The sequence below is a fragment of the Nocardia barduliensis genome (assembly GCF_013315795.1).
Lineage (GTDB): Bacteria > Actinomycetota > Actinomycetes > Mycobacteriales > Mycobacteriaceae > Nocardia > Nocardia barduliensis.
Window position 1 is genome coordinate 37,759 of sequence record NZ_JABLTE010000030.1, and the last position, 20,311, is coordinate 58,069.

Here is a 20,311-nt window from a genome sequence, read left to right on the forward strand (position 1 = left end):
CCGGCGAGTCACCGATTTCGTCGCGCGATCAGTAGTTGTGGCAGGACTCGGCCACAGCGCGGATGGTGTCGCGCAGCTGCGCGGTCCGCGGGTCGTTCTCCGCCTGGCGCGCGGCCTCCGGGTTCTCGTCGATGGCCCGCTGCAGCTCGGCCCGCCGCTGCTCGACCGGCTGGTCGAACCTGCGCTGCAGCTCGGCCTTCTGACTCGGGTTGGCGTCGAGCATCGCGGCCAGCTGCGGCGCTCGGTCGTGCAGCGCGGCATCGACCTGGGCGAACGTGCAGCTCGAGGTCAGCAGCGGCTCGGCGTATTCCATCGGGCCCGCGGTGGCGATCGCGGGGCTCAGGACGAACGTGACCGTGGCGAATCCGCCGGCTGCGAGAGCGGCGAGGGCGGGGCGGCCTACGGAACGTTTCATGATGTGTTGCCTCCAGATCATCGAAGGGTTTCGGGGCGGTCTCGAGGCTATTTCGAACTGCTGGCACGGTTATGAACGTCCTCTGTGGAAACTCTGAGGACATCACAAGTCGTGCGGAAACTCAGGATGGCACAACCGGATCCACGTCGGGCGCCACCACGTCGTCGGTGTTCTCGGTGTCGCTGCCCGCCGGTTCCCGCCACTCCGGACGGGCCGCGCGGATCTGCTGTTCCAGGGCCGCGAGCACGCCCGGATCCTCGATGGTGGAGGGCACCTCGAACGGGCCGCCGGAGGTCATCTGGCGGATGGTCTTGCGCAGGATCTTGCCGGACCTGGTCTTGGGCAGCGCCGTCACGGCGATGGCGTCGTGCAGCGTGGCGATGGCGCCGACCTGGGTGCGAACCCGCTCGATCAGCTCCTCGCGCAGTCGCCGGGGATCGATGTCGACACCGGACTTCAGCACCACGTACGCCAGCGGCCGGTGGCCCTTGAGTTCGTCGGGCAGCCCTATGACGGCGCATTCGGCGACCGCCTCGTGCCCGGCGATGGCCGCCTCGATGCTGCCTGCCGAGAGCCGGTGCCCGGCCATGTTGATCACGTCGTCACTGCGGCCGAGCACGAACAGATAGCCGTCCTCGTCGAAGTAGCCGGAGTCGCCGGTGAGGTAGTGGCCGGGATAGGCGGACAGGTAGGAGCGCTCGTAGCGGGCGTCGTCGCGCCACAGCCCGGTCAGCGTGCCGGGCGGCAGCGGCAGACCGATGACGATATTGCCCTCGGTGTTGGGCGCCACCGCGTTGCCGGAGGAGTCGAGCACCCGTAGTCGATAACCCGGCACCGGCACCGACGCCGAACCCGGCTTGATCGGCAACTGCTGCAGGCCGAGCGGGTTCGCGCAGATCGGCCAGCCGGTCTCGGTCTGCCACCAGTGATCGACGACGGGGCAGTCCGGGCGGTCGGCGAGCAGGGTCTCGTCGGCCCAGGCGTAGGTGGCCGGGTCCAGGCGCTCGCCCGCGCAGAACAGGGCGCGCAGGGAGGACAGGTCGTGGCGGTGGGCCAGCTCCGCCTGCGGATCCGCCCTGCGGATGGCCCGCAGCGCGGTGGGGGCGGTGAACAGCACGTCCACCTTGTGCCGGTCGATCACCCGCCAGTACGCGCTCGCGTCCGGCGTGCCGACCGGCTTGCCTTCGAACAGCAGCGTGGTGGCTCCGACCAGCAGCGGCGCGTAGACGATGTAGGAGTGCCCGACCACCCAGCCCACGTCGGAGGCGGCCCACATCACCTGGCCCGCGGCTACGTCGTAGATATTGCGCATAGACCAGGCCAGGGCGACCGCGTGCCCGCCGTTGTCCCGGACCACGCCCTTGGGCTTACCGGTGGTGCCGGAGGTGTAGAGGATGTAGAGCGGATCGGTCGCGGCGACCGGCACCGGGCCGGCCGGTGGCGCGTCGCGCACGGCGTCGTCCCAGTCCAGCCACTGCGCGGCCACGGTCTGCGCCGAACTCGGCAGGAACTCGGTGGCGGGCTGCGGAGCCGGGAAGTGAATGGTGTCGAACTCCGGCCGCTGCTTGACGACCACGGTGCGCGGCGCGGTGGTCTCGGCGAGATCCAGCGCCTGCAACACGATCGGCGGGTATTCGATCTTCCGGCCCGGTTCCAGGCCGCCGGACGCTGTGACGATCAACACCGGCTCGGCGTCATCGATGCGGGCGGCCAGCTCCGGCGCCGCGAAGCCGCCGAACACCACCGAGTGGACCGCGCCGATTCGGGCGCAGGCCAGCATCGCGATCACCGCTTCGGGGATCATCGGCAGGTAGATCACCACACGATCGCCCGCCGAGACGCCCAACCGGGCCATCGCACCGGCGAACCGCGCCACCTCGTCGAGCAATTCGGCGTAGGTGTAGACGGCGGTGGCGCCGGTCATAGCCGAGTCGTATATTAGTGCCGGCTGATCGGCGCGGCTGGGGGCACCGGGGGTCGTCGGATGCACGTGCCGATCGAGCGCGTTGAAGGAGGTGTTGAGCCGGCCGTCGGGAAACCACCTGGCCACCGGGCGGGCGCTGGTGTCGAGGATCTGCGTCGGCCGCACGTCCCAGTCGATCGCCTCGGCCGCGGCGGCCCAGAACTCGGCGGGATCCACCAAGCTGGTCTGATAGGCCGGTCGATACTCCTGCCGCACGTTCAACCCCGTGACTCCCTAGCCTCGCCTCGATGCCCGCCTCGATAGATCTGGTTGATTGTGGCAGACTTCACGCGACGCCCGGGTGGGTGCCGCGACCTTTGGTTTTGCCTGGAATCGGCAGGTCATCGGTTGCGAACTTACACGGAGTCACCCAAGAAGTTATTGATCCGTTAGAATCTGATGTCACTTGTTTGGGCCGTCGTAGACGCAATTTCTCGGCCAGCCGCAGTTCTCGGCCAGCTCCACCCGTCGAGCCATGCACGCGATTGTGGAGGTTCGGCTGATGGTGCGTGGTAGAGGCCAGTTTGGAAAGTGAGTGGGAGATGCGTGACGCCGCTAGGTCCGGCAACAAACGCTGGGCGCTCGGCAACTGGGACCTGCGCTGGAAGGTGACGGCGGTGCTCGCCGTGCCTCTGGCGGTCGCGGTCGGGCTCGGCGTGTCCAGGATCTCATCGGAGTTCGCGGAATCGAACCGGCTCGCCGACATCGCCGAGAACATCGCCGCCATCCCGGTGGTCACCGGCCTCAGCGCGCAGACGGCGACCACTGCGAGTTCGCAGATGGTCACCCTGGCGCCGAACACTTCCATCGTGACGGATCAGAACCTGGCGGATCTGGACAAGGCGATCGCCAACGCGGAGAAGTCGGTCGAGCGGCTGAGCAGCGTGCCCGGCGCGCGCGCGTCGCTGGAGAGCATGCTCAACCAGGCCAAAGCCGTCCGTGCCCAGGGGAAAGGCGCCACCACCGGTCCGGCCTCGGATACCGTCGCGTTGATCGACCGCGTCCGCAACGACAGCGTGCATATCGTCGAAACCACGGTCGGCCAGGTCAGCGACAGTGGGGTCGACGCGGCCAAACTGCGGTTGGTCGACTCGCTCAACACCCGTGCCGCGCTGGTCAGCGTGGTCGCGTCGTTCCCGGAGGTGCTGCGCAACCAGCAGGCCGGCGTGCAGAGCTTCCTCATCGCGTCCAGCACGGAGCGCGCGCTGCTCAACGTGGTCGCGCACCGGTTCCCGGACGGCGACACCTCGATCGCCGATCTGCGCGCGGGCATCGACACCAGGGTCGCGCTGCTGACCAGCACGCAGGCGCAGGCGGGCCAGCTGCCGATCGGTGAACTGAAGAAGTCGCTGACCGACAGCCTCGCGGTCTACGAGCACGTCGTCGGCAAGTCGACCAAGGACATCGACTCCGCGATGCAGTCGCTGGTGTCCACGGCCCAGCGCGACGCGTGGACCTACACCGCGGTCGTCATCGCCACCATCCTCGCCGCGCTCCTGCTCGCCGTCTTCGTGGCCCGCTCGATGATCGTCCCGCTGCACCGGCTGCGGTTGGCCGCGCTGCGCGTGGCCGAGAGCGACCTGCCGCACGAGGTCGCCCAGCTCCGCAACGGCGCCTCGCCGGAGGAGGTGCCGCTGGAGCCGATGCCGGTGCGCAGCACCGAGGAGATCGGTCAGCTGGCCCGCGCGGTCGACGACATCCACGGCCAGGCGCTGCGCCTTGCGAGCGACCAGGCGAAGATGCGTTCGCAGGTCAACGACATGTTCGAGACCCTGGCGCGGCGGTCCAAGTCGCTCGTCGACCATCAGCTCACCCTCATCGAGGCGATGGAGTACGACGAGAAGGACCCGCGCCTGCTGGAGAACCTCTTCCGGCTGGACCACCTCGCCGCACGTATGCGCCGTAACGGTGACAACCTGCTCATCCTCGCGGGTACCAGGCAGCGCCGCGCCAAGTCCGCCCCGGTCGAGATCGCCGACGTGCTGCGCGCCGCGATCTCCGAGGTCGAGGACTACGAGCGCGTGAAGCTCGGCGCCACGCCGCGCGGTTCGCTGAAGGAACCCGCCGCCTCCGACCTTGCGCACCTGTTCGCCGAGCTGCTGGACAACGCGCTGCGCGCCTCGCCGCCGGAGACCGACGTCAAGTTCACTTTCGCCCAAGCGCACGATCAGGGCCTGCTCATCGAGGTGGCCGACCGCGGCATCGGTATGCCGCCCGCCGAAATGGCGGACATCAACCGGCGCTTGGAGCAGACCGCCGAGCCCGGTCCGGACACGGCCCGCCACATGGGTCTGTTCGTGGTCGGCAGGCTCGCCGAGCGGCACGGCCTGACCGTGCGGTTGCGCCCCACCTTCGACACCGCGCGCGACCCAGGCGTGACGGTGACCGTGCACGTGCCGGTCGGACTGATCGTCGCGGGCAAGCCGAGCGCGGCGCAGCCCGTCACCCCGCAGCCCTCGCCGCAGGCCGCCGCGCCGAAGCGTCCGTCGGCGCCGTCGTCCATGCAGATGCGGGCCGTCACGCGGACCCCTGGGGGCAATGTCATGGTCACCGTCGATCCCGGGGTGAGCGGCCCGATTCCGGTCACCAGTGCCACGCCGAACCCGAGCGGACCCACCCCGAGCGCGCCCGCGGCCACCGGCCCGGGCGGGCTGCCGCAGCGGCAGCCCGGTTCGGCCATGTCGTCGTCCGGTATGCGCGCCGACGCGCAGCAGTCGGCTGCGAGCCTGCGCCCCGCGCCGGGGCAGCCCGCGCCGAGCGGTCCGCAGCGCGGCAAGCTCGCCGCGGCCAATCTGCCCAAGCGCAACCTGGCTCCAGGCGGTCCGCCGCCGCGGCAGCCCGGTGGTCCCGCGGAGCAGGCCGGGACCGGCCTGCCGCCGCGGGAGCCGAACTCCGGTGAATTGCCGATCCGTCAGCCGGGCGCGAACGGTGTGCCACAGCCGAGCACCGGTCTGCCACAGCGCCAGCCGGGCACGAGCGGTGTGCCGCAGCGTGAGTCGGCCGCTGGTGGTTTGCCCCAGCGTGACGCGCTGGGTGGTCTGCCGCAGCGTGAGTCCGCGTCCGGTGGTCTGCCGCAGCGTGATGCGTTGGGCGGTTTGCCGCAGCGTGATCCCGCGAGTGGTTTGCCGCAGCGTGAGTCGGCCTCCGGTGGTCTGCCCCAGCGTGACGCGCTGGGTGGTCCGCCCCAGCGTGACCCGTTGGGTGGTCTGCCCCAGCGTGAGTCCGCTTCTGGTGGTCTGCCCCAGCGTGATCCCGCGAGTGGTGTGCCGCAGCGTGAGTCGGCCTCCGGTGGTTTGCCCCAGCGTGACGCGCTGGGTGGTCTGCCGCAGCGTGAGTCGGCCTCCGGTGGTCTGCCCCAGCGTGACCCGTTGGGTGGTCTGCCGCAGCGTGAGTCCGCTTCTGGTGGTCTGCCGCAGCGTGATGCTTTGGGTGGTTTGCCGCAGCGTGAGTCCACGGGTGGTTTGCCGCAGCGTGACGCGTTGGGTGATTTGCCGCAGCGTGACCCCGCGGGTGGTTTGCCGCAGCGTGATGCCTTGGGCGGCCTGCCGCAGCGTGACGCCTTGGGTGGTTTGCCGCAGCGTGAGTCCACGGGCGGCCTGCCGCAGCGTGACGCGCTGGGTGATTTGCCGCAGCGTGAGTCCACGGGCGGCCTGCCGCAGCGTGATGCCTTGGGCGGCCTGCCGTCGCGTGAATCGGGCTCGACCGGCCTGCCGCAGCGTGAATCGGGCTCCACCGGCCTACCGCAGCGGCAGCCGGGATCGACCGGTGTGCCGCAGCGTGATTCGGCGTCCGGTGGTCTGCCGCAGCGTGAACCGGGCAACGGCCTGCCGCAGCGGGACACCGGCGCCCACCATCTCCCGCAGCGGGAGCCCTCGAACGGTCTGCCGCAGCGTGAGCCGCGCTCTGGTGGGCTGCCCGCCGTGAACGGCCTCCCGCAACGGGATTCGGCCCCGAACGGTTTGCCGCAGCGTGAGCCCGGTATCGCGAACGGCTTGCCGCAGCGACCTCCCGCGCCTTCGAGCCCGCCGCAGCGGGAGAGCGGGCTGACCGGCCTGCCGCAGCGGCAGCCGGGCGCCCAAGCGCCGCAGCGTCAGCCGGTGCCCCCGGGCATCGCACTGCCGCAACGGGATCGCGGCGCCCAGCACGCCGCGAGCGAAGATCAGCAGGCCACCCCGGCGGGGCGCGATCCAGGCAAGCACAGCTTCCGGTCCAACCCGGCCAAGACGGCCTCGTTCTTCCAGACCAGGTTGCAGCCCGCCGAGGAGTCGGGTGCGTCGATGGGCGGAACGCCGATCTTCGCCGAGATGATGTCGGCGTGGCTGTCGGATCCCAACGCGGATCGGTCCCAGGTGGCCGCTTCCTTCGAATCGCCGGGCGACGAAGGGTGGCAGGCTGCTCGCCGCGCCAGCGAGGCGCAGACCGAGACGAAAACGGCCGCGGGGTTGCCGCAACGCAATCCGGGCGGAAGGCTTGTCCCCGGCGGCGTGACCGGTGCGGCGGATCGGGCGCCGCGCCGCGACCCAGAAACGATCAGGTCCAGCTTGAGTCGTCACCAGCAGGGCGTCCGGGATGGCCGCGCAATGAGAGCAATGAACCTAACCGGAGATAAAGGAGACCGATGAACCCCGATCTAGGTGGTACGAACCGTCAGCTGGATTGGCTGGTTTCGAACTTTGCCAACGAGGTTCCTGGCGTAGCCCATGCCGTCCTGGTCTCGGCCGACGGCCTACTCATGGCCGCGAGTGCCCAGCTGCCCGTCGATCGCGCCGAACAGCTCTCGGCCGTCACGGCCGGTCTGGCCAGCCTGTCAGTCGGCGTCTCGAACCTGTTCGAGGGCGGCACCGTGCTGCAGTCCGTCGTCGAGATGGAGCACGGCTACCTGCTACTCATGGCCGTCGGCGACGGTTCCTATCTCGCGGTGCTGACCAATACGTCGTGTGACATCGGCCAGGTCGGCTACGAGATGGCTCTGTTGGTCGAGCGTGTTGGCCAGACTGTTCAGGCCACACCACGCGTCACGATGGGTTCCTGATGGTGGGATGGACATAGAAGATCACCGCGTGGGGAGCGCCGAGCCGAGCCTCGTACGCCCGTATTCGCTGACCGCAGGCCGTACCAGGCCCGCGGTCGAGCTGGCGTTGGAAGCTCTCGTCGCATCGCATCCGGTCGCCCTGGAGCGGCAGTTCGAACTGACCAACATCGAGACGTCAATCGTGGAGTTGTGCAGAGAATCGCCGTCCGTCGCCGAGGTGGCAGCCCGATTGGGTATTCCTATCGGGGTGGCTCGCGTGCTCGTGGCCGACTTGATCGAGGCCGGGCACGTGCGCGTTTCGGCGACTTTGAAAGACGATTCCAGCGACGATGAGCGTCGCGAGCTGATCGAAAGGGTTCTCAGTGGACTCCGGCGTATTTGATTCGACGGCGCAGGTCGACACTCGTACCAGCAAGCCAACATCGGCGAAGATCGTGGTCGCGGGTGGCTTCGGTGTCGGGAAGACCACGTTGGTCGGTGCTGTCTCGGAGATCGTTCCGCTGCGCACCGAGGCATTGGTGACCAATGCCAGCGCCGGGATCGATAATCTGACCGGCATTCCGATGAAGTCGACCACCACCGTGGCGATGGACTTCGGCCGGATCAGCCTCGCCGACGATCTGGTGCTGTACCTGTTCGGCACGCCCGGCCAGTATCGGTTCTGGTTCATGTGGGACGACCTGATCCGCGGCGCTATCGGCGCGGTCGTGCTGGTCGACACCCGCAGGTTGGAGGACAGCTTCGCGGCCGTCGACTACTTCGAAGCGCGCGGCCTGCCTTTCCTGGTGGCGCTCAACGAATTCGACGACGCGCCGCGATACCCGATCGAGGACATCCGGCAGGCGCTCGCGGTGCCCGCCGATGTGCCGATCCTGTCCATCGATGCCCGTCGCCGGGAGCCGGCCAAGCAGGCACTGGTCGCGCTCACCGAGTACGCGCTGCGCAAGGTGATGCAGGGCTACTGAGTGCTCGCGTGGCATGCCTGGGCGCCGGGTAGGGCCGGATAGGCTCGCCCGGTGCGTACTTCGGCGCGAGAGTTACTCGGGCAACTGCTCGACACGGACTCGTTCGTCAGCTGGGACCGGCCGCCGGTGACGGTGGCCGCTTCCCCGCAGTATCGCGATGCCCTGCGGAAGGCGGCGGTCGCGGCGGGCACCGACGAATCGGTGCTCACCGGCGAAGGGCTGCTGCGCGGTCGGCGCGTGGCGGTGATCGCCTGCGAGTTCGGATTCCTGGCCGGATCGATCGGTGTCGCGGCCGCGGAGCGGATCGTCTCGGCGGTCGAGCGCGCCACCGAACTCGGGCTGCCGCTGGTCGCGTCACCGACCTCCGGCGGCACCCGGATGCAGGAGGGCACCGTCGCCTTCGTGCAGATGGTGAAGATCGCCGGTGCGGTCGCGGCGCACAAGTCGGCGGGTCATCCTTACCTCGTCTACCTGCGTAACCCCACGATGGGCGGCGTGTTCGCCTCGTGGGGTTCGCTGGGACACATCACGTTCGCCGAGCCGGGGGCGCTCATCGGGTTTCTCGGTCCGCGGGTCTACCAGGCCCTCTACGGCAGGCCGTTTCCGGAGGGCGTGCAGACCGCGGAGAACCTGTATCGGCGTGGCGTCATCGACGGTGTTCTGCCGATTCCGGTCTTCCGCCGGATCGCCCACCGCGCGCTGAGCGTGTTCAGTGGCGTCGAGTTACCCGATTCGGTTGCCGCACAGCCGGTTTCCGACCGGCGCGTCGGGCAACCGCAGATGTTCGAGTCTGATGCGAATCAGGGTGCGGCGCAACAGCTTCGGCCGGATAGTCCGCGTATTCGCGCCGAGGCCGATGCGGTGTGGCAGTCGGTCGAGATCTCCCGCCGCCCGCAGCGCCCCGGTATCCGGGAGCTGTTACGTCATGTGACACAACGGGTTCCGCTCAGCGGCACCGGGCAGGGCGAGTCCGATCGCACGGCGGTGCACGCCCTCGGACGTTTCCGCGGACAGCCGTGCGTGGTGTTCGGGCACGACCGGCGTGGCCAGCAGGGCGAGAACACTATGGGCCCGGCGGCCCTGCGCGAAGCGCGGCGCAGCATGGCGCTTGCTCAGGAGTTGCGCTTGCCGCTGGTGCTGGTCATCGATACGGTGGGCGCGGCGCTGTCGAAGGAGGCCGAGGAGCGCGGGCTCGCCCCCGAGATCGCCCGCTGCATCGCGGATCTGGTCACCCTGGACACCCCGACGGTCTCGGTGCTGCTCGGCCAGGGCACCGGCGGTGGCGCGCTCGCGCTGCTGCCCGCCGATCGGGTGCTCGCCGCCACCCATGGGTGGCTGGCTCCGCTGCCGCCGGAAGGCGCGAGCGCCATCGTCTTCCGCGACACCGATCATGCGGCGGAACTCGCTGCCGCACAGCGCATCAGCGCTGCCGATCTGCTCGCCGACGGCGTGGTCGACCGGATCGTGCCGGAGTTCCCCGACGCGGCGGACGAGCCGGTGGACTTCGCCCGCCGGATGGTCGCCGCGATCGCGCACGAGCTCGCGACTTTGCGTGCCCGGCCGGAATCGGAGTTGCTCGCGGCGCGGCAGGCGCGCTACCGGCGGCTCGGGCTGTCCGGCGGAACGAGCTGACCGGTGGCGAACGGCGGTGCGTTCCGCTCCGAAACCCCACTTCTTCAGCAAATTGCGGGCCAACACACCCGAGGTCGTGATTGACGGTTCGCCGCCGCACTTCTACCGTCGGAATGTGACCTTCAAAAGCGAGACCAGCACCGTTCCCTCGATCGTGCTGAACGACGGGAACGTGATCCCGCAGCTCGGCTTCGGCGTGTTCCAAGTGCCCGCCGAGGATGTCGTTTCGGCCGTCACCACCGCGCTCCAGGTCGGCTACCGCAGCATCGATACCGCCGCGATCTACGGAAACGAGGAGGGCACCGGCCGGGCTATCCGGGAATCCGGCCTGCCTCGCGATGAGATCTACGTCACGACCAAGCTGTGGAATTCCGACCAGGGCTACGACTCGACGCTGCGCGCGTTCGACGCGAGCATGCAGCGGCTCGGCCTGGACTACCTCGACCTCTACCTCATCCACTGGCCGGTGGCCGCCGCCGAGCGCTTCGTGGACACCTTCCGTGCCTTCCAGGCGCTGAAATCCCAGGGCCGGGTGCGGTCGATCGGCGTCTCGAACTTCACGGTCGCGCACATCCAGCGGCTCATCGGGGAGACCGGTGAGATCCCGGTGGTGAACCAGATCGAGCTGCACCCACGGTTGGCGCAACGCGAACTGCGCGAGTTCCACACCGCCAACGCGATCGCCACCGAGGCGTGGAGCCCGCTCGGGCAGGGCACGCTGCTCGACGAGAGCGCCGTCACCACGGTGGCCGCCGAGGTCGGTCGCACGCCGGCGCAGGTGATCATCCGCTGGCACCTGCAACTGGGGAACGTGGTCATCCCGAAGTCGGTCACGCCCGCGCGGATCGCGGAGAACTTCGACGTGTTCGGTTTCGAGCTGAGCCCGGAACAGATGGACGCGATCAACGCGCTGGACACCGGTTCGCGTCTCGGTGGCGACCCGGACACGTTCACACTCGGTCTGATCGACTGACGGGTCGGCGCAGCGGTCAGCGCAGTCCGAGATGCGCGGTGAGTTCGGCCGCCGCCGCGCGTCCGGCGCGATTGGCGCCGACGGTGCTGGCCGAGGGCCCGTAGCCGATCAGGTGGATGCGCGGGTCGGCGGCTACCTGCGTGGCCAGTCGACCCGTCATGGTGACGCCGCCGCCGGGCCCGCGTAGTCGCAGTGGCGCGAGGTGGTCGAGAGCGCTGCGGAACCCGGTAGCCCAGAGGATCACGTCCGCTCGCCGGAAGGTCCCGTCGGCCCAGCGCACCCCGTCGGGCTCGATGCGCTCGAACATCGGCAAGCGGGTGAGGGCGCCGCGGGCCCGGGCCGCGCGCAAGCGATCATCGAGCGGCAATCCGGTGACCGAAACCACAGATCCCGGTGGCAACCCGCGCCGCACGCGGTCTTCGACCATCGCGACCGCGGCTCGCCCGGCCTCCTCGGTGAAAGCGCCCTCGCGGAAGCGCGGCGGGGTCCTCGTCACCCAGGTGGTGGTGGTGACCTGGGAGATCTCGTCGAGCAGCTGCACCGCCGAGATGCCACCGCCGACCACGACGACGTGCTCGCCGGCGAACTCCGCGGCGCCGCGATAGTCGTGGGTGTGCAGCTGGCGGCCGGTGAAGGTCTGTGCTCCTGGATAGTGCGGGACGAACGGATGCTCCCAGGTGCCGGTGCAGTTGATCAGGCCGCGCACCCGGATGACTCCCGCCGCGTCGGTTTCCGCGTTCAGCACCGGGCCGCGGTCGGCCGGGTTGCCCTCCTGGGTGCGATCACAGACCACGGTCACCGACACCTGCCGGTGTACGCGCAGATCGAACCGCTTTTCGTACAACTCGTAGTAGTGCGGCACGGCGGTGGCCGCGGGTGCCGACGACGAACCCGGCGGCAAGGTCTCGGCGAACGGCATACCGGGCAGATCGTGCACGTTGTTGACCGTTTCCAAGGTGAGCGATGGCCAGCGGAACTGCCAAGCGCCGCCGGGCCCGGGAGACCGGTCGACCAGCAGAAAGTGCCGCTCGGGACGCAGCCCGAGGCGCTGGAGGTGGTATCCGGCCGACAGCCCCGCCTGACCGGCGCCGATCACCAGGATGTCGAAGTCGGTCGGCACAGCCGGTGATCGTATCGCCTGGCGCGGAAAGGGTGCGCCGCTATGGCAGAGTGAAGAGACCAGATGGACCGTTCAGCCGGGGAGGTCGCATGCTCGGGGTCAGCCGTGACGGTGACGTGGTCACCATCGAACTGCGGCGGGAGGAGCGCCGTAACGCGCTCAACTACGAACTCGTCACATCACTGCGCGAGGCCGTGCTCGCCGCGGTCGCCGACCAGGCGCGAGTCATCGTGTTGACCGGGCGCGGTCCGGTCTTCAGCGCGGGCGCCGATCTGTCCGGGGTGTACTCCGACGATTTCCTGTCCGGGCTGCTGGAGATGCTCCACACGATCGAATCGGCGCCGGTCCCGGTGATTTCGGCCATCAACGGCGCCGCGATCGGAGCGGGCGTACAGCTGGCGCTCGCCTCGGATCTGCGGGTGATCGAACCGGGGGCCTACATCGCGGTCCCCGCCGCGAAACTGGGCATCACCGTGGACCGGTGGACCGTTCGCAGGCTGGTGGCACTGATCGGCGGCGGTCCGGCGCGAACCGTGCTGCTGGGCGCCGAACAGATAGCGGCCGAGGACGCCTACGCGTTCGGGTTCGCCAACCGGATCGGCGGACTGGCCGACGCGCAAGCCTGGGCCAAGCAGATCGCGGCGCTGGCCCCGTTGTCGCTGCGGCACATGAAACTGGTGCTCAACGACGACGGAACGCGCGATCCGGAGACCGCGCAGCAGCGGGCGGCGCTGGAGGCCGCGTGGACGAGTGAAGATGCCAAGGAGGGTCGTTTGGCCAGGCAGGAAAAGCGTCCGGCGAAGTTCGTGGGGCGATGATGGACATCAGACGTATCGGTGGGGCCGCCGCGGGTGCGCTCGGCATCACCTGGCTGGTGCGCGCGGTGTGGGACATCCCATCGGCGATGGGGGCTTCGATCTCCGCCATCCAGCCGCACGCGATGGGCGCCACGACCTATCGCGATCGCCAATTCCACAACACCGAGCCCAGCAGCCAAGTGGTCGCGGGTTCGGCTCCCTCACTGCTGGTCTCGGCCCTGACCAGGCGCAACGCGGGCAGGCCGCGGGCCACGATCCCGTTGCAGACCCCGCGGCAGCCCGCTGCGGCGGCCGCGCTCGCCGTCACCTGGTACGGCCACGCCACGACGTTGCTCGAGGTCGACGGATACCGGATTCTCACCGATCCGGTGTGGAGCGAGCGGGTTTCGCCGTCCGCGCTGGTCGGGCCGGCTCGGCTGCATCCGGTGCCGCAGCCGCTGGCCGACCTGCCCCCGATCGACGCGGTGATCATCTCCCACGACCACTACGACCACCTGGACAAGGAGACGGTCCGGGAGCTGGTGACGCGCCAGAGCGCGCCGTTCCTCGTTCCGATCGGTATCGGCGCCCACTTGTGGCACTGGGGTGTCCCGGAGGATCGGATCGTCGAATTGGATTGGGGCGGAGCGGTTTCGCTCGCCGAGCTCGGCCGGGACCGGGACGGCGTAGACCTGGTGATCACCTGCACCGAGGCTCGCCATTTCTCCGGCCGCGGCCTGCTGCGCAACACCACCCTGTGGGCCTCGTGGTCGATCGCCGGTCCCACACGGCGTGCGTACTTCGGCGGTGACACCGGCTACACCAAAGCGTTCGCCGCGGCGGGCGCGGCGCTGGGTCCGTTCGATCTGACGCTGCTGCCGATCGGCGCCTATGACGAGCGCTGGCCGGATGTGCACATGAATCCCGAGGAGGCGGTCCGGGCACACGCCGATCTGTGTGGCGGCGATCCCGGCCACGGCCTGCTGGTACCCATCCACTGGGCGACGTTCAATCTCGCCTTCCACGGGTGGTCGGAGCCGGTCGGACGCATGGTTGCGGCGGCGCGGTCGGCCGGTACCGCCGTGGCGGTGCCGGTGCCCGGGCAGCGTGTGGACCCGTCGAGTGCCCCACCTGCGGATTCTTGGTGGGACAATGTTGGGTGAACGACTCCGGCTAATTGACGACAGGAAGGATTCACGGCGATGAGTTTCGCGGATACGGTCAAAGGCCTGGTCGGCAAGGGGAAGGACGCGGCGGCCAAGAACGCCGACAAGATCAACAGCGCGGTCGACAAGGCCGGCGACTTCATCGACCAGAAGACGCACGGCAAGTACACGGACAAGATCGCGAAGGGTAAAGAGGCCGCCAAGAAGGTGGTCCCCCCGGACCAGTCCGGCCCGCACGCCTGAGCGAGCGGCGGAGACCGCGACCGGGTCTCCGCCGCTACACTTCGAATATGGCGGCCCGCCGCGCGTTCGGTGGTATCGAGGTTGACCTGAGCAACCTCGACAAAGTGCTGTATCCGGCCACCGGCACCACCAAAGGCGAAGTCGTCGCCTACTATTCGGCGATCGCGCCCGCCATGCTGCCGCATGTCGCCGGGCGGCCGGTCACCCGGAAGCGCTGGCCCAACGGGGTCGACGAACCGTCCTTCTTCGAGAAGAATCTTCCGTCGCACGCGCCGTCCTGGATCGAGCGGCGCGCCCTGCGGCACTCCGATCGCAAGGTCGTCTACCCGCTGATCGATGCCGAAGCCGGGCTGGCCTGGCTCGCGCAGCAGGCCGCGCTGGAAGTCCATGTGCCGCAGTGGCGTTTCGACGGCGACGAGATGGGTCCGGCGACCAGGCTGGTGTTCGATCTGGACCCGGGCAAGGGAGTCGGGCTCGCCGAATGCGCCGAGGTGGCGCTCGCGGTGCGCGAGATGGTCGAGGGCATCGGGCTGCACGCGTTCCCGGTCACCAGCGGCAGCAAAGGGATTCACCTCTACGTGCCGTTGGATCGCGAGTTGAGTTCGGGCGGCGCGTCCACGGTGGCCAAGCAGGTGGCCACGAATCTGGAACGGCTGCACCCGGACCTGGTGACCTCCACGATGGCGAAGGCGGCCCGCGGCGGCAAGGTCTTCCTGGACTGGAGCCAGAACAACCCGGCGAAGACCACGATCGCGCCCTACTCGTTGCGCGGGCGGCCGGAGCCGAACGCCGCCGCACCGCGCACCTGGAAAGAGATCGAGAACCGGAAGAAGCTGCGGCACCTGCGGTTCGACGAGGTGCTGGCCCGGTACCGATCGGACGGTGATCTCCTGGCGGAACTGGATCCGCCGCTGGCGTCATCGGGCGATTCGTCGGCGCAGGCGGGGCCGGACGCGTTGACCAAGTACCGCTCGATGCGTGACCCGGCCCGCACGCCGGAGCCCGTACCGGCCGAGTCGCCCGCGCCGGGGGCGAACAACCGCTACGTCGTGCAGGAGCATCATGCGCGGCGGCTGCACTGGGATGTGCGGCTGGAGCGCGATGGTGTCCTGGTGTCCTGGGCGGTGCCGAAGGGCCCGCCGACCTCGCCGGAGCAGAACCGCCTCGCCGTGCACACCGAGGACCATCCACTGGAGTATCTCGACTTCCACGGCGCCATCCCGAAGGGCGAGTACGGCGGGGGCGAGATGACGATCTGGGATTCCGGCACCTACGAGACCGAGAAGTGGCGCGACGACGAGGTGATCGTCCGGTTCCACGGCAAGCGGCTCACCGGCCGGTACGCGCTGATCCAGACCAACGGCAACCAATGGCTGATGCATTTGATGCGGGCGGGCAACGGCGCCGAACCGCAGCGACCGCCGGACCAGTCGCCGGGCCGGATCATTCGCCCGTCCAACGGACCCTCGCCGCTGCCGCGCGGACTGTCGCCGATGCTCGCGACTCCCGGCGAGGTCGCCGAACTCGCCGCCGACGAGTGGTGCTTCGAGACCAAGTGGGACGGTTTCCGCCTGATCGCCGAGATCGATTCCGGCGAGATGACCTTGCGCAGCCGGGCGGGGAACATCGTCACCGACCGCTACCCCGGCATCGCGGCCTTGCGGCGGGAGTTGTCCGGGCACCAGGTGGTGCTGGACGGTGAGGCGGTCGTCTTCGACGACCACGGCGTCGCGGTCCTCGGGCTGCTGCAAGCCGACGCGGCGCGGGCGGTCTTCGTCGCGTTCGACGTGTTGTACCTGGACGGCACCTCGCTGCTGCGCAAACGCTATTCCGATCGTCGCAGGGTGCTCGAGGCGCTCGCCGCGAACGCGCCGTCGCTGGTGGTGCCGCCGCGTCTGGACGGCTCGGGCGCCGAAGCGCTGCGTTACAGCCAGGAACAGGGGCTGGAGGGCGTGGTCGCGAAACGCAAGGATTCGGTGTATCTGCCGGGCAAGCGCGGGCATTCCTGGGTGAAGCAGCGCAACTGGCGCACCCAGCAGGTGCTGATCGGCGGCTGGCGGCGCAGCACGGCGCGCGATTTCAAATCGCTGCTGGTCGGCATTCCGCACGACGGGCGGCTGGTCTACGTCGGCCGGGTCGGCACCGGCTTCAACGAGCCGGACATGCGTGAGCTGGCCGCGCGCTTGCGCAAGCTGGAACGGAAGACCTCCCCGTTCGACAACGACCTCACCGCAGAGGAGCGCAAGGAGGCGGTGTGGGTGACGCCGAAACTCGGTGGCACCGTGCGGTTCATGAACTGGACCGAGGCGGGACGGTTGTGGCATCCGGCCTGGGTCGGCGCCGCGCCGCAGGTGCGCGAGGCTGGGTAGGGTTGGCTCGCGGTTGTTCTCAGCGCGAAAACGAGGAGTGCACGGTGGACTTCAAGAACCTGGCAGGCAAGGCGATGGATCTGGCCCAGAAGAACGCGGACAAGCTGGACGCGGTCATCGACAAGGCGGGTGACCTCGTGGACGAGAAGACCGGCAAGAAGTACGCGAGCCAGGTGGATGCCGCCCAGGACGCGGCCAAGAAAGCTCTGCGGGAGAAGTGAGCGATCGAACGGGACCCGATCCGGCCGGGTCCCGTTCCGCTGTCAGTGTGCGCCCGAGAGCAGCGGGGTGATGGTCGCGATGTCGGTCACCAATGCGTGGCCCTGGAATTCGAAGTCGTCGTAGGCCCGCGCCATGGCCGCTTCGTCCCGGCCGCCGACCGCGTCGCTGATCACCACCGGGACGAACCCCAGATCGGTGGAGTGCGCGACCGTGGGCGCGATGCCGATCTCCAGCGCGACGCCCGCGATCGCGTACGCGCCGATGCGCAGGTCGCGCAGCATCGAGGCCAGCGGAGTGCCTTCGAACGCCGACATCGATGTCTTGTCGAACACCACCTCGTCCGCGCGCGGCCGCAGCTCCGGCACCAGTTCGAAGGCCGGGGTGTCGCGCTGCAGGATGAAGCGCACCTGGTCCACCGAATCCACCTGCTGCCAGTTCATGGCCATGCGCAGCGCGAAAGCTCCGCTGAGGCGCTCGGGCAGGAAGAAGTGGCGCAGGAAGACCACCGGGTAGCCACCCGAGCGCGCCGCGTCCACCACCCGCACCACGCGCTCGACGATCTCCTGACCGTCGGGCAACTGGCTGAGCACGCCGACCTGCATGTCGTAGACGATCACCGCCATCCGGTCCGGGGCGCACACGTCGGCGAGTCCGTCGGGGATGTCCAGTCCGTTGCCATGCCGCATGCTCGGCTACTCCTCTTGGTTGCGCCCGCGCCGCTCGGGAGGGTCCGCCCGGCGGCTATCCGCTTGCGCTAGGGGCGGTTTCGTCAACACTGTAGCCAGTCGGGCGGACAACCGGCGGCGGTGGGTGTGACCTGCGATCGACCGTTGCCGGGGCGCTCGGCGCGGCAGTACCGTTGAGGGTCTGGAGGCCGGGTGGATCGGCGCCGACGCACCGGGAACACTCGCCTCGCCGGGACTGGGGAGGCCCTGATGAAGGATGTTCAGCGAGCGCCCGCCAGCACGTGGGCGAGCAACCGGTCTGTGTGCCCGGCGATCCTGCGGGCCGTGCTATCCGCGCTGACCTTTCTGGTCGCCGCCCTGAGCGCCGCACCCCAGGCATACGCCGAGCTACCGCCGCCGGATCTGGACCCGTTCTACGCGGCCCCCGCGGACCTCGACGACTACCACGACGGCGCCGTGCTGGATTCCCGTCCGATCGCGCTCCTCGGTCTTCCACTGCCCATTTCGGCCTGGCAGGTGAAGTATCGGAGCACCGACGCGAGCGACGATCCCGTCGCCGACGTGGCGACCGTGCTGGTCCCGATGTGGCCGTGGTTCGGTCCCGGCGCACGGCCGCTGCTGTCGTATCAGGTCCCGGAGGACAGTCTGGGCACCCGGTGCGCGCCGTCGTTCGCGCTGCGCGGCGGCTGGGACACCGGCGTCGCGAACACGCTGATCGACACGCCGTTCATGGCGGAGGCGCTGCGCCGCGGGTGGGCGCTGGTGGTCAGCGACTACGAGGGGCCGCGGTCGCGTTTCCTGGACGGGGAGAACTCCGGCCGCGGTGTGCTGGACGGCATTCGGGCGGCCCGCGACTTCCCGCCCGCCGGCCTCGGTCCCGCGACGCCGATCGGCGCGTGGGGTTATTCCGGCGGTGCGTTCGCCACCTTGTGGGCCGCGCAGATCCAGCCGTGGTACGCGCCGGACGTCCGCTTCGCGGGCATCACCTCGGGTGGCGTTCCGGCCGACTGGCCCGCCATAGCGCGCGAAGCGGACGGCACCTTGCAGGCCGGGCTGGCATTGCTGATCCTGTTCGCGCTCGCCCGCAACGATCCCGGCGGGGGCTTGCTGGAGTTGCTCAACGATCGAGGGCGCGCCGCACTGATCGAGAACGGCGCGGCCTGCGGGTCCGATCTGGTGCCGAAGTACGCGGGCGCGTGGGTCGACGACTTCGCCCTCGTCCCGAACCTGCTGTCACATCCGGTCTTCCGGGCCGCCACCGCTGCCCAGGAACTCGGCGGCAGCGCGCCCGTGACGCCGATGTACCTGTATCACAGCCTGACCGACGACGTGATTCCCGTGGCGGGATTCACCGATCTGGTCGGCCGCTACTGCGCGCAGGGAGCGAGCGTCACCTCGGTGCACTCGATGCTGCCCACGCACAACCCGGCGGCGGTCGGGGAGGCTCCGGGCGCGATGAACTTCCTGGCCGACCGATTCGCTGGTCTGCCCGTCGCTCCGGGATGTCGCGAGCGGTAGGTGGATGATCACCTGGCAGGGGCGGGTGACTCGGGGAGCACCGACCGAGCGCAGACGAAAGCGCACCGAATCGCGGTCGATTCGGTGCGCTCGTGCCGAGGGCGCGGATCAGTTCTGCGGACGGCCGGTGGTGTCCATCCACTTGGTGGTGGCGGGCGGGGCGGCCAGCGTGCTGATCAGATCGATGCCGGCGATGATCAGAGCCGGTCCGCCGACGACGATGGTGCCGATGACGCCGCCGATGCCCGCGCCGGCGAGCACGGTGGCAATACCGACGGGTCCGCCGATGAGGCCGGTCAGTCCGACGAGCGCGCCGATCACCGTGCCGATGAACCCGCCGACCGCGGTGGCGATGCTGAACTGCGCCAGGAACGCGTCCATCGCGCGCTGGTTCTCGAACGGCGACGCGATCGGCGTGGCCGCCGGGCGGGCCTGTGCCGCGTCCTTCACGACGGTCAGCTCCAGTACCCGGCCCGCGTCGCGCACGGCGTGCGGCATGGGGTATTCGAGCCCGTCCTGCCGGAAGGCCAGCGGCAGTGTGCCCGCCACGTTTCCGGCCGCGTCCTTGATGTCTACGGCGTCACCGCGCACGTCGAACGTGCCCGCGGTGAGCGTCGTGACGATCTTGTTCCCGATCAGCCGGGCTTCGTAGCCGATGTCCGGGACCGGCGCGGCGGCTGGTTCCGCGTGCGTGACACCGGCCCCTACCGTCAGCGCGGCGACGAGCGGCACGACAGCGGCGGTGACTTTCCGGAGAATCATTTCTCGGTTCCAATCTTCATCAGGTTTCGAGCAATAGAGAACGCGGCACACGCCGAAATTCCTTCCCCCATCGGCGTATAGATCCGTGATGTGATGCAGAAGACAGCTACCTCTGAGTGATAACTGTACTGTGGCTGAGAAGGTTTAGGACCCGAATTAAAGGGGTAATCTTCCGATTTTCCTGCCCTTAGTGGGATTATAGCGATTAGCTATTTCATGTGGATTCGGCTGGGATGGGTGGCGACCAAATCGGCTCGGGCGGTATGCATTCCGCGTCTGCGGTCCCGGCTCATCCACCGGGCGCGGGTCATCGCTCGGCAAATGTCTGGCGAATTACGATGGCGGAATCGGCCGGAGGCCGACGGGTGTGGCAACCGGCCGGCATCCGGTTGATGGCTCGGCGGCGCGCGATTCGCTTCGCGAGACGTTCGGTTACGAACCGAACGCC

17 protein-coding genes are annotated in these 20,311 nt (G+C 69.1%); 12 read left to right on the plus strand and 5 right to left on the minus strand.

Going from position 1 to position 20,311, the window contains the following annotated elements:
* Window positions 1-28: 28 nt before the first annotated feature.
* Both HOV91_RS15125 and HOV91_RS15130 read right to left on the minus strand, forming a co-directional pair.
* The gene (locus HOV91_RS15125) at window positions 29-415 is read right to left on the minus strand and encodes a hemophore-related protein (RefSeq protein WP_174186018.1); all 387 of its coding nucleotides are present in this window, start codon (window positions 413-415) and stop codon (window positions 29-31) included.
* 121 nt (window positions 416-536) lie between these two features.
* Entirely contained in the window at window positions 537-2,600 is a 2,064-nt protein-coding gene (locus tag HOV91_RS15130) for an AMP-binding protein (protein WP_174186019.1), read from the minus strand.
* A 320-nt stretch (window positions 2,601-2,920) separates the two neighbouring features.
* Between HOV91_RS15130 and HOV91_RS15135 the strand changes: the two genes are divergently transcribed.
* The 6 genes from HOV91_RS15135 to HOV91_RS15160 all read left to right on the plus strand — a co-directional run bounded on the left by HOV91_RS15135 (window position 2,921) and on the right by HOV91_RS15160 (window position 10,980).
* Window positions 2,921-7,000, plus strand: coding sequence for a sensor histidine kinase (locus HOV91_RS15135; RefSeq protein ID WP_174186020.1), 4,080 nt, complete (start codon window positions 2,921-2,923; stop codon window positions 6,998-7,000).
* Window positions 6,997-7,410 carry a roadblock/LC7 domain-containing protein gene (locus HOV91_RS15140; protein ID WP_011207200.1) on the plus strand — a complete coding sequence of 138 codons (414 nt, stop codon included), beginning with the start codon at window positions 6,997-6,999 and terminating at the stop codon, window positions 7,408-7,410. The genes HOV91_RS15135 and HOV91_RS15140 overlap by 4 nt, the downstream gene beginning before the upstream one ends.
* Window positions 7,411-7,417: 7 nt before the next feature.
* Window positions 7,418-7,792: a DUF742 domain-containing protein gene (locus HOV91_RS15145; protein WP_014981573.1), complete on the plus strand. Its 375-nt coding sequence runs from the start codon at window positions 7,418-7,420 to the stop codon at window positions 7,790-7,792.
* A complete protein-coding gene (locus tag HOV91_RS15150; RefSeq protein ID WP_174186021.1) occupies window positions 7,773-8,375 on the plus strand; it encodes a GTP-binding protein in 603 nt (200 codons plus the stop codon). Before HOV91_RS15145 ends, HOV91_RS15150 begins: the two co-directional genes overlap by 20 nt.
* A gap of 51 nt (window positions 8,376-8,426) precedes the next feature.
* Window positions 8,427-10,007 carry a carboxyl transferase domain-containing protein gene (locus tag HOV91_RS15155; protein ID WP_174186022.1) on the plus strand — a complete coding sequence of 527 codons (1,581 nt, stop codon included), beginning with the start codon at window positions 8,427-8,429 and terminating at the stop codon, window positions 10,005-10,007.
* Window positions 10,008-10,122: 115 nt separating this feature from the next.
* Window positions 10,123-10,980 (plus strand): aldo/keto reductase, encoded by an 858-nt coding sequence (locus tag HOV91_RS15160; RefSeq protein WP_174186023.1) that lies wholly within the window; start codon window positions 10,123-10,125, stop codon window positions 10,978-10,980.
* 16 nt (window positions 10,981-10,996) lie between these two features.
* On the opposite strand, the gene HOV91_RS15165 is transcribed toward HOV91_RS15160, so the two are convergent.
* A complete protein-coding gene (locus HOV91_RS15165; RefSeq protein WP_174186024.1) occupies window positions 10,997-12,100 on the minus strand; it encodes an NAD(P)-binding domain-containing protein in 1,104 nt (367 codons plus the stop codon).
* Window positions 12,101-12,189: 89 nt separating this feature from the next.
* Here HOV91_RS15165 and HOV91_RS15170 point away from each other — a divergent pair, with 89 nt between their 5' ends.
* From HOV91_RS15170 to HOV91_RS15190, 5 genes are read left to right on the plus strand one after another with little or no spacing between them, the layout of a single operon-like run.
* A complete protein-coding gene (locus HOV91_RS15170) occupies window positions 12,190-12,918 on the plus strand; it encodes an enoyl-CoA hydratase (protein WP_174186025.1) in 729 nt (242 codons plus the stop codon).
* Window positions 12,918-14,060: an MBL fold metallo-hydrolase gene (locus HOV91_RS15175; protein WP_174186053.1), complete on the plus strand. Its 1,143-nt coding sequence runs from the start codon at window positions 12,918-12,920 to the stop codon at window positions 14,058-14,060. Before HOV91_RS15170 ends, HOV91_RS15175 begins: the two co-directional genes overlap by 1 nt.
* A 39-nt stretch (window positions 14,061-14,099) precedes the next feature.
* On the plus strand, window positions 14,100-14,306 hold the full coding sequence (locus tag HOV91_RS15180; protein ID WP_174186026.1) for an antitoxin: 207 nt from the start codon (window positions 14,100-14,102) through the stop codon (window positions 14,304-14,306).
* 47 nt (window positions 14,307-14,353) lie between these two features.
* Window positions 14,354-16,675: an ATP-dependent DNA ligase gene (locus tag HOV91_RS15185; RefSeq protein ID WP_174186027.1), complete on the plus strand. Its 2,322-nt coding sequence runs from the start codon at window positions 14,354-14,356 to the stop codon at window positions 16,673-16,675.
* 44 nt (window positions 16,676-16,719) lie between these two features.
* Window positions 16,720-16,896, plus strand: a complete 177-nt coding sequence (locus HOV91_RS15190) for an antitoxin (protein ID WP_312884620.1) — start codon at window positions 16,720-16,722, stop codon at window positions 16,894-16,896.
* A gap of 42 nt (window positions 16,897-16,938) precedes the next feature.
* On the opposite strand, the gene HOV91_RS15195 is transcribed toward HOV91_RS15190, so the two are convergent.
* On the minus strand, window positions 16,939-17,583 hold the full coding sequence (locus HOV91_RS15195; protein WP_174186028.1) for a cysteine hydrolase family protein: 645 nt from the start codon (window positions 17,581-17,583) through the stop codon (window positions 16,939-16,941).
* 249 nt (window positions 17,584-17,832) lie between these two features.
* Between HOV91_RS15195 and HOV91_RS15200 the strand changes: the two genes are divergently transcribed.
* Complete coding sequence (locus tag HOV91_RS15200; RefSeq protein WP_174186029.1) at window positions 17,833-19,101, plus strand: lipase family protein; 1,269 nt, start codon at window positions 17,833-17,835, stop codon at window positions 19,099-19,101.
* 108 nt (window positions 19,102-19,209) lie between these two features.
* Here the strand turns inward: HOV91_RS15200 and HOV91_RS15205 are convergent, their stop codons facing one another.
* Window positions 19,210-19,863: a DUF8020 domain-containing protein gene (locus HOV91_RS15205; protein ID WP_174186030.1), complete on the minus strand. Its 654-nt coding sequence runs from the start codon at window positions 19,861-19,863 to the stop codon at window positions 19,210-19,212.
* Window positions 19,864-20,311 lie beyond the last annotated feature (448 nt).